This window comes from Mesotoga sp. BH458_6_3_2_1, assembly GCF_003664995.1.
Taxonomy (GTDB): Bacteria; Thermotogota; Thermotogae; order Petrotogales; family Kosmotogaceae; genus Mesotoga.
Map to the genome: position 1 here is coordinate 1 of NZ_JFHL01000026.1, position 15,984 is coordinate 15,984.

General features: G+C 45.9%; 11 protein-coding genes. 5 read left to right on the top strand and 6 right to left on the bottom strand.

Annotated elements, in window-relative coordinates; all coding sequences use genetic code 11:
* Positions 1-48 precede the first annotated feature (48 nt).
* Positions 49-687: a tetratricopeptide repeat protein gene (locus Y697_RS11700; RefSeq protein ID WP_121551784.1), complete on the top strand. Its 639-nt coding sequence runs from the start codon at positions 49-51 to the stop codon at positions 685-687.
* A 250-nt stretch (positions 688-937) separates the two neighbouring features.
* On the opposite strand, the gene Y697_RS11705 is transcribed toward Y697_RS11700, so the two are convergent.
* Entirely contained in the window at positions 938-1,780 is an 843-nt protein-coding gene (locus Y697_RS11705; RefSeq protein ID WP_259462537.1) for an alpha/beta fold hydrolase, read from the bottom strand.
* A 1,358-nt stretch (positions 1,781-3,138) separates the two neighbouring features.
* On the opposite strand from Y697_RS11705, the gene Y697_RS11710 reads away from it, so the two are divergent.
* Positions 3,139-4,194, top strand: coding sequence for an LVIVD repeat-containing protein (locus tag Y697_RS11710; protein ID WP_121551785.1), 1,056 nt, complete (start codon positions 3,139-3,141; stop codon positions 4,192-4,194).
* Between the two features lie 342 nt (positions 4,195-4,536).
* Here Y697_RS11710 and Y697_RS11715 read toward each other — a convergent pair whose 3' ends face one another.
* From Y697_RS11715 to Y697_RS11725, 3 genes are all read right to left on the bottom strand, one after another.
* Entirely contained in the window at positions 4,537-5,325 is a 789-nt protein-coding gene (locus tag Y697_RS11715; protein ID WP_121551965.1) for an alpha/beta fold hydrolase, read from the bottom strand.
* A gap of 662 nt (positions 5,326-5,987) precedes the next feature.
* On the bottom strand, positions 5,988-7,007 hold the full coding sequence (locus Y697_RS11720; RefSeq protein ID WP_183083803.1) for a DNA-processing protein DprA: 1,020 nt from the start codon (positions 7,005-7,007) through the stop codon (positions 5,988-5,990).
* A complete protein-coding gene (locus Y697_RS11725) occupies positions 6,991-7,572 on the bottom strand; it encodes a ComF family protein (protein ID WP_183083804.1) in 582 nt (193 codons plus the stop codon). The genes Y697_RS11720 and Y697_RS11725 overlap by 17 nt, the downstream gene beginning before the upstream one ends.
* A gap of 544 nt (positions 7,573-8,116) precedes the next feature.
* Between Y697_RS11725 and Y697_RS11735 the strand changes: the two genes are divergently transcribed.
* Positions 8,117-8,425 carry a hypothetical protein gene (locus Y697_RS11735; RefSeq protein WP_121551789.1) on the top strand — a complete coding sequence of 103 codons (309 nt, stop codon included), beginning with the start codon at positions 8,117-8,119 and terminating at the stop codon, positions 8,423-8,425.
* Positions 8,426-8,670: 245 nt separating this feature from the next.
* On the opposite strand, the gene Y697_RS11740 is transcribed toward Y697_RS11735, so the two are convergent.
* Together Y697_RS11740 and Y697_RS11745 are read right to left on the bottom strand one after the other, a co-directional pair.
* Positions 8,671-10,491 (bottom strand): MGH1-like glycoside hydrolase domain-containing protein, encoded by a 1,821-nt coding sequence (locus Y697_RS11740; RefSeq protein WP_259462539.1) that lies wholly within the window; start codon positions 10,489-10,491, stop codon positions 8,671-8,673.
* Positions 10,492-10,648: 157 nt separating this feature from the next.
* On the bottom strand, positions 10,649-12,634 hold the full coding sequence (locus tag Y697_RS11745; RefSeq protein ID WP_121551791.1) for a S9 family peptidase: 1,986 nt from the start codon (positions 12,632-12,634) through the stop codon (positions 10,649-10,651).
* A gap of 300 nt (positions 12,635-12,934) precedes the next feature.
* Between Y697_RS11745 and Y697_RS11750 the strand changes: the two genes are divergently transcribed.
* Both Y697_RS11750 and Y697_RS11755 read left to right on the top strand, forming a co-directional pair.
* Positions 12,935-14,161, top strand: coding sequence for a DUF5050 domain-containing protein (locus Y697_RS11750; protein ID WP_121551792.1), 1,227 nt, complete (start codon positions 12,935-12,937; stop codon positions 14,159-14,161).
* 385 nt (positions 14,162-14,546) lie between these two features.
* Positions 14,547-15,953 (top strand): DUF1254 domain-containing protein, encoded by a 1,407-nt coding sequence (locus Y697_RS11755; protein WP_121551793.1) that lies wholly within the window; start codon positions 14,547-14,549, stop codon positions 15,951-15,953.
* The last annotated feature ends 31 nt before the right edge of the window (positions 15,954-15,984 follow it).

The window sequence follows — 15,984 nt, forward strand, 5'->3', positions numbered from 1 at the left end:
GGCTAATGCTTGTATACTATCGACTACTATAAGAGGTAACTGGAAACAATGGAAAGCCTGGTGAAGAAGGAGCCCGGCAGGACAGACTGGCAGAGAGATCTTGGAGTGAGCCTGAACAACGTTGGCAGAATATACGAGAATCTGGGCGAAGGCGAGAAGGATCTCGAGTACTATAACAGGTTACTGGAAACAATGGAAAGCCTGGTGAAGAGGGAGCCCGGCAGGACAGACTGGCAGAGAGATCTTGGAGTGAGCCTGAACAACGTTGGCAGAATATACGAGAATCTGGGCGAAGGCGAGAAGGCTCTCGAGTACTATATGAGGTCTCTTGAGATAATGGAGAGTCTGGTGAAGAAAGATCCGGAAAGAACCGACTGGCAGAGCGACCTGGGAGTGAGCCTTAACAACGTCGGCAGAATACACGAGAGTCTGGGCGAATGCGAGAAGGCTCTCGAGTACTATAGCAGAGCACTTAAGATAAAAAGATTACTTGTGGAAAAAGAGCCGGAAGTTGTCGATAGATACATTGGTCTGGCCTTTGCTCTACTAGATATGTCTAGAGTGACTGAAGATGAAGGCATGAAAAGAGAATTCGTTACGGAAGCATACACAATAACCAAATCACTTGTTGATTCAGGTGTTACGCATCTTCAGCTTGTCGATCTAGCAAAGATCTTATCGTTGTGATCTTAGAAAAGTAGACAAGTTTAGATCAATATTAGTGATTGTTCTTGGACCCAAGAAATCACGTATTTGGCCAAGTAAAATGATGAACTAGTTTCTAATCTGCAGCGCTTGTCAGTTTGTCGTTAGAATTTGCCGTTCTGTTCTCTGAATCCAATGTCTGTAGTTATTATCATGCCCCTTTTCTCAGAGAGTCTTCGATCAAATAAAAGAGTCTTCGTGAGAGGCTATCCTTTCTCAAGCCAGGCTTCTACTATCCTGTAGAACTCTTCTCTTGCATGTCTTTCCATCCAGGGCATGTGGCCGCATCTTTCCAGAAGCCTGAACTTGAAATCCTTGAAAGCGGGATCTCAACACCCTCTGCAGGATGGGGGTCGAAATCGCCATGGACTGCAAGGACGGGACAGCGAATTTTCTTGCCACTCTCGAGAAGCTCTCCGCTCTGTCTCATCTCTGAGGCCTCAGTCCAAACGCTCTTGTATATCTCTGCATCAATATTGACTTCTACTCTTTCTGCATCTTCGAGAAGATCAAAGTGGTCTGTCTTTGCCAGGAGTTTTCTGAATTCAGATAGCATTTCTCTATCTTTGAGTTCTGCATTGCTCAAGAGGCTCATGAGCTCTTCGGCTCTAGCCTTTTCTTTTGCGCCAAGACGATTCAAGCGAGTATTCATAATACCAGAAGCGTAGTGCTGTTCGAAAGGACCGCTGCTTATGAGTATTATCCTATGCACAAGATCGCTATACTTTGCCGCAAACAAGAAGACGAGCCATGCACCCCAAGAATGTCCCAAAAGAATAACCGGAGGAGAGCAATACTTCTCGACAGTCTCCCTCAATTCCTCTATTTGTCCTGATACTGTTTTCTTTGTCTGATAGGGCTCTACAACTCCCCGCTTCTTCCCCAGCTCTCTCGCAAGAGGCGCGACTCCTCCGGCCGCTCCTGGCCCTCCGTGGGCGACGACAACTCTGAATGGAGGGTTACCGTACATTTTGAGATTATCCATTTTTTTCGCCTCCGGTTTGGAGTGTTCTTCTCTGCGCTTTGCAGTTACCTCTCTTTCACTGCTGTATTCTACTCCTACTTCGACCGACATGATACTGGCGTTATATTAACTCAACTTTGACAGTAAGGAATCTGAAGATAGCCTAGCAAGCTGGAAAATGAAAAGAGAAACAAACGTACCACCACAGTGGTCGACTATGAAATATCTTTGAGTAGATCCCGTGGTCTTGTTTTGAGTTCTTTGAAAGCATCGTGAGCATTGCCCGTTATCTTGGTACATGAAAGTCCATGTATCAAGAATTAGAAGAAAATACTTGACACTAGACTTTTCAGGATTTGCTGATCTCAATCGATGGATTGGATACTCTCTCTTCAATTCATCTGTCCTAATGAGTGTACTGACAAAGAAATTGAAGGATACTTGACTGAACGAGCCGTATTCAGTCGGGAAGCTGTTCTCGAGATTGGAACTCTGGTGTGAGTCGACTATTCGGGAAGATATGGTCATATTCTTAACGAGGTTACAAAATCCTAGCGCCTTATCCAAAACGCTCTAAAATCTGTATATTGATTCATAGTTATAATTATGCGGATCTTTCCCTCTCAAAGTAATGAACTCATGCATTTTGCTTACCTTTGTGATGTCGAATTTCGTCAACTAGTGTTGTTTATGTCCATTTAAAAGCCGTTTCTTTGGATCACTTCGAGTTTGTGGCCTCTTAACACGAGGATTCATTGTTGGTCCAGATGTTTTTGGCACTAGGAAATACAGTACTTGGCCAAATAAAAATCCAGAACCCGGGATTAACTGTTTAGCCTCTAATGATAGAGTCTCCAATCTTTAAATCTGCAGACAAAAGTCGGGACTCCATTTTTTGAAGATCGGCTCTTTGTTCCGGAGCTAGGAGCTTTGTTCTTCGTTCGCAAGAGCGGAAGAGCGTCAAAACACGAGATGAAGAGAGAGGACGAGAAAAAGAGGGTTCTTTTCTCTCCTGAGCGAAGCGAACTCTCGAAATCTCTAGTGATCTCTCTTGGCTCTTAAAAGAACTCTCGACAAGAGATCGGAACCCGAGAAACCGGGGATTCTTTAATTTTGAAGTAACGCTTTCCTTTTCGGCTTCTACATTGCTTATCTGTCAATGTTTACAGACATTCATAACCGTTATGTTCTTCTTAAAGTGTTACCATCAACTTCGGAGCAAATGTACCCATTGATCCTTCAAAACAGGTTTATTGTAATGGTGGAAGGCAACTCTGACGTTTCAGTAAGCGCCGAAAATTGTCTCAAAATTTGAAAAAAGATATCAAGCTTTTGCTCCACTTAACCCTTTGCTCTTGCCTATCAGCGTCAGGAAAGGAGGTGTGAAGTCTGCTGAAGAGAACGTAAGAGAAAGGAGAAGTCGGGAGTGACAAGAGCGAGAAAATGAATCGATCAAAGGAGGGATTGTAATGAGAAAGTGGGTATTGGTTTTGATGCTACTGACTCTTCTGGTGATTATGGTTACCGCAAAGGAAGGAGTCTACGCATTTATGGGTATGGTAGGTACTGAAGGCCAGAGCAACGCTTATGTCCTCGATGTGACTGATCCCGCAAATCCCATAGTTCTCTTTCAGTCGAGTGAAATGGATGTTCCAGATGTCACTATAATCGGTGATTACGCCTATTTTGGGACAACATACGTTATGGACTTCTATGAATACGCTGACCTTGTAGTGGTTGACATCTCAGACATAAAGAAACCGGAGAAAGTCGGATACCTCAGAGACGACCAGGGTCAGTTCTTGCGTATGGTTACCAGGGATAACTATGCCTTTACTGCAGGCTACATTTCGGGACTCCATATCCTAGACCTTTCCGAACCGTCCAAACCTTCTATTATCAAGACTATGAAGTTCGACGACTTCAATGGCGATGACGGCGTAAGGGACGTATTGATCAACGGTAATTATCTCTATCTTTCAGGAGCGACGATAACCCCAGAGATGTACTATACAGGTGCGAACAGAATGGGTATATATGTTGCAGATATCTCAGATCCTGAGAATCCCGAGATCGTTGGTTTCGTCTACACAGGTCTTTATGGAGTGATTCAGTTCAGAATCCGAGAAAACTACCTGTATTGCTGCTCTGAAGGAAAGGGCATAGACATCTTCGACATCTCTAATCCGCGAGCGCCGGCTCATGTTAGAACTGTCTACTACACCAACGCCGGTCCCGAATGCATTGCTTTCCACGGAAGGTATGCTTACGTAGCAGACTTTATGGACAAAGGAATCCTCATATTCGACGCCACAAATCCGACAGATCTACGACTGCTCAATCTGGTTGCAACACAATCAAAGATGGGGTTTGCCGTGGATATCCTTGACGGGATGCTATATGTAGCAGACGGTCCGTCGGGCCTGCTAATTTACAGTCTAGAGAATCCCGAAATGCCGCAGTTTGTTGGTCAGTTCAGTATCGAAGCGGGGTTGGCATTCACCGTGAAGGTTATCAAACGGTAGCACCGATTGAAAACTAATACCGTATCAAGCAACTGGCGTCTGTCATTCGACAGGCGCCTTTTCTTTGTCAGAGAGGTTTGCTCAGTATCGCTCACAGAAGAATTAAGTCAATTTCTCATTTGGTATTGACTTAATTAAGGTCAGACTCCTATTTATGATTTGGCGAAGAGGATTATTGAATTCCGTTTGCACTTGGATTCAGAATGATTGCATCAAGCTGTTTATGAAGCCTTTCACTCCCCAGGCGCATTTGGGGTTGTGACTCCTTTTCTGCGAGATCTTGCTGAACCAATCGGTGTTTTTCTGTCAATTCCAGCTTCGTCATATTTGAATGTCGAGAGACTATCCTTCTTCAAGATCGGCTTCTACAATTTCGTAGAACTCTTCTCTTGCATGTCTTTCCATCCAGGGCATGTGGCCGCATCTTTCCAGAAGCCTGAACTTGAAATCCTTGAGTACCCTTGAAAGCGGGATCTCAACACCCTCTGCAGGATGGGGGTCGAAATCGCCATGGACTGCAAGGACGGGACAGCGAATTTTCTTGCCACTCTCGAGAAGCTCTCCGCTGCTTCTCATCTCTGAGGCCTCAGTCCAAACGCTCTTGAATATCTCTGCATCGATATTGACTTCTACTCTTTCTGCATCTTCGAGAAGATCAAAGTGATCTGTCTTTGCCATGAGTTTTCTGAATTCAGATAGCATTTCTCTATCTTTGAGTTCTGCATTGCTCAAGAGGCCCATTAGCTCTTCGACTCTAGCCTTCTCTTTTGCGCCAAGACGGTTCAAGCGAGTATTCATAATACCGGAAGCGTAGTGCTGTTCGAAAGGACCGCTGCTTATGAGTATTATCCTATTCACAAGATCGCTATACTCTGCCGCAAACAAGAAGACGAGCCATGCACCCCAAGAATGTCCCAAAAGAATAACCGGAGGAGAGCAATACTTCTCGACAGTCTCCCTCAATTCCTCTATTTGTCCTGATACTGTTTTCTTTGTCTGATAGGGCTCTAGAACTCCCCGCTTCTTTCCAAGCTCTCTAGCAAGAGGCGCGACTCCTCCGGCCGCTCCCGGCCCTCCGTGGGCAACTATAACTTTGAATGGAGGATCACCGTACATTCTGAGATTATTCATTTTTTTCGCCTCCAGTTTGGAGTGTTCTTCTCTGCTCTCTGCAATTACTTCTCTTTCACTGCTGTATTCTACTCCATCCTTATCCATGGTACTGGCATTCTCTTAGCTACATTAACGCCAAGAGAGTTTCGAACAGGGTATTCGAATACCGGTTGTTACATCCAAGCTTTGACAAAAACAAATTCTGAAGATAGCCAAGCTAGCTAGATAATTGGAAGAAAGAGATGATTATCTATCTCTTTGCCCTAGGGCATTATCAATATGATTCACTGCTTACTATGCTATATCAGCAGATAGGATGAGACTCCTATCCTTACCCCCAAAAAAATCTCACTTAGATCTCAACCTGATATTTCATACCAGTTCCATCGCTCTTTCTTTTCATTCGCTGAAGTCTAAGAACTGACAGGCAAACAGCGCGAAACCGTTTCCAAGCTTGAAGCAGAAGAGTGTCCAACCCACTTCGAAACCTGGCTTAACACCTAGTAACCCGCTTACAATCTTCACAAACTCCATAGCCCTTTCTGGGAAACTAACTCACGCGTCTTGTCTATCTATATGATGTCGAACTCTTGGAAATAGCCTGCTAAAAGAGCCCAGAGTATGAGGTTGAGGTCACAGAAAGGAGTCCCATTAATTATCAGACCAAGGATAGGAAGCTCTCAGAACCAAAGCGGAAGCTGTTTCACATTTTGACCAATGAACGGCTCCTCTTCACTGTCTCTTTCGATCATGCCGGATAACAGTCGGTATATGTCGGGCTCCCGGGAGATCATATCAATGTCAAGCGGTATCCCTCTCATATCTATTAGCTTTGCGTTTCCTCTTTCTTCCTTACCGAGGTCAAGCACAAACAGTGCGCAGTAATTCTTTTCAATGCATTCTGTAGCCCCTGACCAAGTCCCACCCTTTTCCAGATCACTTCGTACAACTACGCCAAAGTCGGAAAGCGAATAGATATATTTGTTTCTATCCATTGCCCTCCAAACAGTGAATTTTTCCCAAGGAGGGAACGCTGACAGCAATACGAGACGACCATCCCTAACAAATCTGGAGATCTCATCCTTTCTTATGAAACTCTTGAGAGAATCAGCTACAATACCGGCAGCAAGACCTCCGTTCTGAAGCGATCCCATCATAGCGTGCATATCAACACCTTTTGCAGCACCGGAAACTACTGTTACACCTGACTGGGCACATCTTTCTCCCAAGAGATGAGCTTGATCAAGCAAAGATTGAGAGGTTTTTCTGGAACCTACGATTGAAACCGCCTTATTGTTTAGTATTGAAAGGTCTCCCGCATAAAAAATCAATGGCGGTGCAAGATGCTTGAGCTTATCCAGCAGTTTGCTAGGGTACTCCGGTTCTGCACGCGATATCGCACGAATGCCTTTTTCTTCGAGATTTGAAAGCTCAATCGCGAGAGAGTGCTTCCTACTCAAAAGGCCAGCTATAAGCTTCGCAGATTTTTCGTCTATCTCAAGCTGCTCGCCAATTTGCGCTTCACTTAGCTCCAGGAGCTTGGAAGGCCTCGAAAGCGGAGAAGAGGCAATGCGCCTGGCAAGGTTGTTAAAGTTCTTCAAGTTGAGAGGTTTGAGATCGTTGTTCCGCTCTGCATCAAATCTGATTGTAAGGAGCATTATCGAATGCCTGTCGGATATGTAATCATGACTCGTCGTCATCATAACCACCTTCCCACGAAGCCGATAAAGCAAAGGGATAAACCGCACCGGCGTTTTTCTTCTTCAGCAGATAAGCTATTACTGTAAATGTCCATCTCGAATCGACAAGGTCGTCGACAAGGAGGACTCTTTTACCCCCAAGGTCAAGAGAAACATCAAAAGCGGAGAGTACATTTTCAAACTGCATAGATGAGTTTTTCATGGCCTTCTGTTCATGTGTTTCCTTTTTCTTCACGACACAATCCGGTATGTAACTCAGACCAATCTCTTTAGCCAAAGCTTCCGCAAATCTAGAGACCAGATAGGGACGTCTGAGAGACGGAACGGACACAACAATTTCTGGAAACGGTTCAGGCGACCAGTAATCGGTAATCAAGTCCTTAGAAGCGGCTACCAATTCACTTCTGAAATGTCCCCTTTCGTATTTATCCTCCTTAACCATTCTACCCCAACCGGCATCACCATAAATGCTCAACGAATAACCAGCTTCATATCTGAAGGGTTCCGGTATTTGTATCATGTCTTCAAATCGATAAGGGAACCTTTTCCTTGGCTCAATTCTCACGAATCTATTCTTAAGAAACTTCGCGGCTTTCTGAACGAGCTGAGGGTTTGTAGCCCTGGGTCGAAAATCCCCCGCACAGTTGCAGCATCTACCGCAATCTTAACTGAGATCATCAAAAAATCCAGCTTCACAAACCGTGCCCCCAAGAGCAAAGGATACCCTTCAAAGATACTGATTCACTCAGAAAGATGGATCTTCAATAGATCCTCCTAATTCTGTTTTCAGAGATTTAGAAGACGTTTCTTCAGATCACTTCGAGTCTGTGGCTCCTTCACACGTGTATTCGTTGTTGGTCCAGATTCACATTGGTTGCGAAGACGGTTCTATAAGAGTTTCTTTTTTGAGGTGGTTTTACTTGTCGAAAGCTTCATGTGCTAGACTTCCCTTGTCGGTCAAAGAATTGCTCTTAAACACCGGTAATCGAGGATTATTTCCTGAAGAGCCGAGATTATTCATATTGCATTAAGCAGCAGATGCAAAGGATAAATCACAGGGATATGCTCCTAACCGATTCGTGAATTCATAACAGCCCAGGGAGGCAATTATGGCCAACAAGAAAAGAGAAGAAGAATGGAAAGAAGTCAAGAAGAGATGCAAGGTCGGTGATGAAACGGTACGAATGGCGAAGGAACTGGGGATAAATCCAAAGACCCTGATCAAGAACATACCGAGCAAGGCCGAAAAGTGGAAGGCGCCCGTCGATGTCTGGATAAGAGAAATGTACGATAAGGTAAAAGAAAAGAGTGCAAAGAAAGCAAAAGCTAAGGCAAAGCGATTGCGGAAAGAAAGTGAGAAGTTGGCCGACAGTTCGTCTCGATTGGATTACAGCGATAAATCAGACAAGCAAGACTAAGGGTCGTCATTATAGAGATACACAGCCTAATGGCAGTCAAAGGACACGGGTCCCGATTGGTTATTTTGTATCTAAGAGACGAGGACCAGGAAGCGTAGATCGAATAACGGGACTTTCTATAGCTCCGAGATGAAAGATCTTCCGAGCAAAAGCCTCTACAGCTAGTGGAAACTATCACAGTTCTCTTAAGTTAGTTCGATAGCCAGAATGGTTTTTCAGGTCTTTCGAATGTCTAGAGATTCATTTCAGGCCGAATCAGGAGCCAGAACACTTGAGATCACAAAGAGCGTTCCAATTGACCAGAGCTGAGGGGAACAACTTGCGGGATATTCCGCAAGTCTCCCGGCTGTTTCAGACGTGGAGAGACCGCTGAAGAGTTCGGGGAGGCGATTGTCACGATACTTTTCCTTCGCTTTCAAGAGATCTGAGGCGAGCCTCTTTGCCTTTTCGAAAAAGCCGTAATTGGTAAGCCCAAGCATAATCAGCGAGTTGTCGTGCGGCCAGACGCTTCCGTTATGGTACGAGAAGGGATTATAGCGCTTCATCTTGCTCGAGAGAGTTCTTATTCCCCAGCCTGTGTACATATCCTCTGAGAAGAGTCTGTCTGCCAGAGCATCTGCTTTGTCTTCGTCCACTATTCCAGTCATGAGACAGTGGCCGGGGTTAGAGGTTATCGAATCTACCGGAGTTTTGTTCTTGTCGAGAGCCGTAGCAAAGTAGCTCTCATTTTCGAGCCAGAAATCACGGTTGAAATTGGGCTTCAGAGTTGCCGCTTTCGAAGCATAAAGAGAGGCCATCTCTTGTTTGTCAAAGAGAACAACGAGCTTCTCGAGGCATTTGAAAGCGTCGTACAGATAGCCCTGAACCTCTACGAGGGCAAGGGGAGGTTCGGCAAGCCTGCCGTCTGCAAAGTTCACCGAATCGGCAGAATCCTTCCAGCCCTGATTGACGAGGCCGCCGCCAGAAGGAGCAAATTCGACATATCCGTCGTTATCGGGGTCGGCATATTCATCGATCCACTTTGCGGCTGCCATGATGTTCTTCTCGATGGATTTAATGAAGTCAAGATCACCTGTCTGCCGGTAGTACCTGTGAGATAGCATTATGAAGAGAAGGGTCGCATCGATCGTTCCATAGTATCTTTCGAAAGGCAATCTTCCTGACAGAGAAAGCTCGTTCAGGCGGGTCTCGTGGACAATCTTTCCCGGCTGAGCCTCGGAATAAATCTCTTCTTCACAACTCTGGAGAAGAGAATGGATCTTCAGTATGTTCCTCGTGATCTCTGGAAGAAGATCGACCGTCTGGAGTCCGAAGATTAGACTGTCTCTTCCGAAGACGGTGGCGTACCATGGAAGTCCCGCGCCCGGAAAATCGCCATATACCGTCGGAATCATAAGCATCTTCAGATCTCCAATTTCCCTTTCGCCTACTTGATTAACGTTCCCAATCAACTGGAGATTCCCCACAGGTCTCTCTGAAAGCATATCCTTGAAGATCTCTTCTTTCTTCACGGCCTTGCTCAATCTCAGTTTGCCCGAGGCCGTCGCGCTTTGCCCCGGCCTGAGCTTTAGAGCGAGCGAGGGTAGCGAGTTTTCTATGACATCCTTTTCGTAGTCGCTTTCATACTCGAGGCTGTTGAGTGAAGAAGCAGATACCGTTCTGGACGTTTCCAGCCCACTGTAAGCATCGTTCTCTCCCCTTATCGTGAAGATATCATCGAAGGCGCAGCTGATTTCGTAATCGAAAGTCAGCTGAACCTCTTCAAGCGAATAGTTGCTCGCCATCAATTCTACGTACAACGTGTTTCCTACCACACGTAGGGTTTCAGACAGAAGGATATCGAAATGAGGAACTTCGGGCCTTGACCTTCCCAGATAGCGGGCTTCTGTTCGATCCCATGAGAAATCTATATGAAGTCTTTTGAGGTAAATCGAGGCTTTCAGAATCATTCTGGATATGAAGCGGGTATCTTCCAGATAAAGGCCTGCCGCCTTTTCGCTCTCACAGTCTATAATCCCTCTTTCATCGGTAACTGCCATGAGATTCCCGTTCTTCAAGATCTTCACGAGTTCACCTCTCTTGCCGATCGAGCTCGTAGATTCCGAAATCTTGTTTTGCATCAAAATTGGCCGCTTTCAGGACTTTGCTTTCAATAATCTCGACCAGCCGCCGTATTTTCGATTCGAAATCAAATAAGACAACTATGATAAGTATTTCTACTGGTTACTTCTCTTCGGTCTTCTCAATCTCTGACTGTTTAAGCATTAACGCCTCTTCGAGCGGTTCGTCGAGCAGATAGTGACTGAACCAGGCGAGATTCTGTCTCATTATCGCCCTGTGTATACCGGGCTTGTCTGCGCCGTGCCCCATTCCCTTGTATATCACGAGCCTTACAGGAACGCCCATCTCTCTCAACCCCTGATAAAGCTCAAAGGCGTTCGGTGGTGGAACTCTGGTGTCCGAGGCGCCGTGTTGTATGAGGGTCGGTGTCGAAGCATTCTTAATGTAAGTCATCGGCGATGTCTGCTCGTATATCTGAGGATCTTCCCAGGGGTTGTTGCCTAGGTGGCGGTGACAGAATTCATGAATATCGGTGTTAACGTGATAGGTCATCCAGTTGGATATCCCGGCTCCCACCGAAGCGGCTTTGAATCTGTTCCCGTAAGTCGCACAGAAGGCCGAGATGTAACCTCCCTGGCTCCATCCCATGACTCCAAGGAGGTCTTTGTCCACAAAACCTTTTTCGATAAGACGATCGACACCGCTAACCACGTCTTCATAATCTCCAATACCCAGGTTTCTGTAATTCAGCTTTCTGAAGTCTCTCCCTTGGCCTTCGCTGCCCCGGTAATTCGGCTCAAGTACGAGCACTCCTTTGGACACAAGCTGCTCCACAGGATAGTAGCTGCTCGTGATCATCGCCGCCAGGGCCGTCCATGTCGGACCGCCGTGTACAAGCACGACGAGCGGGTATCTCTTGGAGCTGTCGAAATCTTCTGGAAGATTGAGAACGCCGTGTATCTCCGTACCGTCGTAGCTCTTCCAGGAGATCCGTTCCTTCCTCACTCTTTTCCTATACGGGTAAAAAACGGCGATCTCCGTTATCTTCTTTCCATCTAAATAGATTTCAAGAGGCTCCGCATTGGTCCCCATCGCAGTCGCTATATGTTTACCATCAAGGGTCACGCTGGAGGTCAGGACCAACTCGTCCTGATCTGTCAGACGTTCGAGATGGCCATTCATGTCCAGAAGGCCAAGGCTAATTGTGCTGTTCTCGATCCAGCTGACGAAGAAGCCCCTCTCTGTCCAGGAGACCAGTTCAACGTTCAGATCGTCTTCGACGTTGATCCGTTCTTTTGAGAGATTGAAGAGATCTGCAATCTCAATAGCTCCGTTATCCATCCAGGGGTCTTCTCCATCTGGCACCACGACGGCGAGTTCCTTCGAGTCAGGAGAGAAGACGAAGCCTCTCGGATGCTTAAAGGGCAGTTCTTTCAGTTTTCTTTCGCTGTCCATAAGCATGACCTTGGCTTCATCGAAATCGTTGACGTCGCTTGTAGGCGGAGCCATGAGTGCGACGTAATTGCCGTCCGGAGAAAGAGAGATCGAAGAAACATGGAATTCCTTCTCATCTGTCAGTTTATCGAAGAGAGTCTCTTCAGATCTCATATCCTTGGGCAGTTCGAACCTTGAAAAGTACTTCTTCATCGCGCGTGAGAGATGAATGAAGAAAAGAGAGCTGTTTTTCGGTTCCTCGTCTATGTATTCGAATTCGCCGAAGTTCTCCTTCCTCTTTTTCAGTTCATCGCTTTCAGGAGAAGCGGCAACCAGGTAAAGCCCGTCGTTCTTTCTGCTCCACTTTATCTGACTTATGTCGTTTTCGAAAGTAAGCAGCTTGAAAGCTCGCTTCTCTTCGAAATCGAAGATCATGACGTCGTTCTTGTTTTCGCCGCCGGTCTTCTGGAGAAATGCAAGTTTACTCGAATCGGGAGACCAGTCGGGAAGTGAGCAGTCGAATTCATCGTTCGAGACATGTAAAATGGTCTTAATTGCTGCATCATAAACCACAACTGTTTGCAAATACTTGTTTGTGTTCCAGTCGGCGCGCTTCAGTATATAGGCAAGTTTCTTTCCATCGGGCGAAATTACCGGATTGTTTACGATCGGAAGCGAAAGCTGCTCTTCAATCGTGAGATATCTGTCGCTCAAATCATACCCCTCCCATCTAAGATAAGAAAACTATACTATCATAGTCTATCCTTTGGAAACAAACAAAATGCCTGCCAACAGCCTTCTCTCCGAATCAAAGTCTATTTCATGCGCCATGTCATGACATCACTTTAAGACACTAGATTCCGGCTCTCAGATATATAATCTTGAAGAAGCTACGTAGGAGAGGTTTTCTCTATCGTTCATATTTGCTATCTAATCCATTCTCTTGGCAGGATTCATTCGGGTTTCGGATAACAAATGTCAATCCCGCCTGAATGAACTAAAGGAGATGTTGGCATGAAGATTACCTTCCTTCCTCGCTCTCGATTAGGCAAGTGGGGCTTCTCTCTGAGTATGGCCTTCATCCTTTTGCTCTTTGCCCAGATACAGTTCTCATTGATTCCTTTGCCAGTCTTCTCTGTTATGACTCTAGGAGTGGCCGGCTTTGTCTTATCTATCATCGCTTTTATAAAGAGAGATAGAGCATTGGGAACACTGCTTTCCATAATTATCGGAGCCGTGATTATCTTCGTATTTGGATCGATACTGGTCATGTCTACCGACCTCTTCAAAGGCTTTCCCGTTGCGAAGGACTACCTGGAGAAGGCGGAAGGAAACGATATGTCAGGAGACGGAATGAATCTCGGAGATATTTCGCAGTCAGGAGAGCAGATCTTTTTCGTAGAAAAGAACAGGCTGTACACCATAAACATCGACTGGACGAATCGCAGAGAGGTAACGAATTCTCCGGTCAGTTCTATCTTTCTTTCCGGTGACTGGATTTACTTCACAAACGATCGAGATGTGAGCAACCTGTATAGAATGAGGAAGGACGGAAGCGAGCAAATGAAACTGAGTGAGGACAATGTCGCCCATTTCTACGTTCTAGGTGATCACATTGCCTACAGCACGAAGAAAACGCTGGCCGAGTTCAACGAAATAAAGAAGGAAGCGCTAAATACAGAAGACGCAACAGTGGAAAGCGATGTGGGGACACTATACATGATGAAAACGGACGGCTCGGAAAAAATCGCGCTCTGCAAAGTCTCCCTGGAGCCGGGCAGGGTAATGATATCCGAAGAGTGGATATACTTCGAAGACTATCAGAAGCTGTGCAAAATAAGGATCGATGGATCAGACTACACTTTGATCTCTGAAAGGGGAAGGTTGGGTTTCGTTGAGGATGGTTGGGTTTACTTCGTATCGGTTCTCGATCCAGAAACTCGAGCTTATGATGATCTTGAGATCTGCCGTATGAAGAAAGACGGATCCGAAACTACGGTTCTCTCCTCTGTGAACAAAGTTAGCAGCTCTTGTTTCGATAACGGTTGGTTCTATTACGTTCTCCATTCAGAAAAGGGTCTGTACCGAATGAGGCCAGATGGATCGGAAAGAGAGAAACTCAATGAAATAAACATCTGGCAATTCGACGGTGTAGCCGGAAACTGGATGTACATTACTGACTATGCCGGCCCCAGGTATCGCGTCAAGCTAGATGGCTCGGTAGGCACCAGAATAAACTGAACCCTTTCTTTTGACCGGGTTACACATTCCGCTTATCATCTTCAACAACCTTTTTTTACGAAGACCCGCAGATTCGAAATCCTTGTTCTTTTGCTGTATGAGTTTCCGGCCACGCTGATTTGGAGTGTCTCCCTGTATAATTGGCTCAAAGCTTGCACTCGCTTAATACCCTTTGACTTGCCGTATCTTGAATCGATCTTGAAATCGGTGAATTGGATGTAGTTCCTATAAAAAAGCAATTCCCGTCTCAAATTTGATCATCGCAGCTTCAGCTAAGTGTCACATTAGGCTAATTTGCTTTGGTTAGAAAGATAATTGAAGTTTTTATGATTGCCAAACCACACCGAACATTGGTCAGAGTTCCCAGGAAAGAGGAGGAATATTCGTGGTTTCAAAGAGACTGGTAATTACGTGCTTCCTACTGCTTGTGATGATCTCGAGCTTATTTTCCGTTCAGCCGGAGCTGACTCTTGATCCGGCTGAGGCAAAGTCCATAGCGAGAGAGGCCTATATTTTCGCCTACCCTATGCTTGAGAACTACAGAACAATGTACCTGCAATTATTGAGCTGGGGAAAGCCGAACGAATTCACACATTTCAAACAGCTGTACGGGCCCAAGAACACGATGATTGTCCGTCCTAACAACGACACCGTTTACTCAATGGTATGGATGGATCTTACGGTCGAACCAATTGTGATATCCATTCCAGAGATTCAAAACCGATACTTCGCATTCCAGCTAGTTGACATGTACACTCACAATCTAGATTATATTGGAGCGAGAACTACCGGCCCTGGCCCGACGACATTCATGGTTGCCGGTCCCAAATGGGAAGGGGAAATCCCCTCAGGGATAGATAAGGTGGTCTTCAGCGAAGGCAATTTCGTCTACTGTGTAGTGAGAACGGGCGTGAACAGTGAACTTGAAGGAGACCTTCAGAAGGTTCTCGAGATACAACAGCAGTACAAATCGCAAACTCTCAACGATTATTGCGGAAATCCCGTCATGGAAGAGAGTCACACCTTGGATCTTCCTCCTTTCGATCAAGCCGTTGCAGACTCGATCGGGTTTATCGGATACTTCAACTTTCTTCTCGGGCAGCTCGAGATACACCCTTCGGAGAAAGATCTCATTCAGGGTTTTTCGAAGATTGGAATCGGACCTGACTATCCGTTCGACCCCACAGGTTTTTCAGAACCGATCAGAGAAGCTATAGAGGCGGCGATTGTTGAAGCCCGGGATGAAATCTATGCAATGGAGACAAAGATAGGAACCATCCAGGACGGCTGGTCTCTGCCAGAGAGAATCTTCGGGAATAGAGAAAGGATGCAGGGACTATATCTGATGAGGGCGGCGGCGGCCCATCTGGGATTATATGGAAACGATCTCGAAGAGACTTTTTATCCTAACTGCCTGTTCGACGGTGATGGCGAAACGCTTGATGCTTCAGAATACAATTACGTGATTAACTTCAGTAAGGATCAGCTGCCTCCGGTTGATCCAAGAGGATTCTGGTCGCTAACAATGTACAACGAAGGCCAGCAATTTGTCGAGAATCCCCTAAATAGATACTCTATCGGCGATCGATCCAAACTGAAATATGGCGAGGACGGTTCTCTCGTTCTATATCTGCAACATGAATCTCCGGGAGCGTCGAAGGAGTCGAACTGGCTTCCGACACCTGACGGGGAGTTCAAGCTCACCATGAGAATCTACATACCGCTGCCCGAAGGTCTGGATCCTCTTTACTGTCCGCCGCCAGTTCAAAAAGCCGGTGCTGTCGGTGAGTAGTAAGCTGTTTACAAGACAACCCATGAACTCT

Bases quoted from the DNA above. Each gene is read 5' to 3' on its own strand.
- Y697_RS11750 (WP_121551792.1), top strand. From the start codon at position 12,935: ATGAAGATTACCTTCCTTCCTCGCTCTCGATTAGGCAAGTGGGGCTTC.
- Y697_RS11700 (WP_121551784.1), top strand. From the start codon at position 49: ATGGAAAGCCTGGTGAAGAAGGAGCCCGGCAGGACAGACTGGCAGAGA.
- Y697_RS11715 (WP_121551965.1), bottom strand. From the start codon at position 5,325: ATGAATAATCTCAGAATGTACGGTGATCCTCCATTCAAAGTTATAGTT.
- Y697_RS11710 (WP_121551785.1), top strand. From the start codon at position 3,139: ATGAGAAAGTGGGTATTGGTTTTGATGCTACTGACTCTTCTGGTGATT.
- Y697_RS11720 (WP_183083803.1), bottom strand. From the start codon at position 7,007: ATGACGACGAGTCATGATTACATATCCGACAGGCATTCGATAATGCTC.
- Y697_RS11735 (WP_121551789.1), top strand. From the start codon at position 8,117: ATGGCCAACAAGAAAAGAGAAGAAGAATGGAAAGAAGTCAAGAAGAGA.
- Y697_RS11705 (WP_259462537.1), bottom strand. From the start codon at position 1,780: ATGTCGGTCGAAGTAGGAGTAGAATACAGCAGTGAAAGAGAGGTAACT.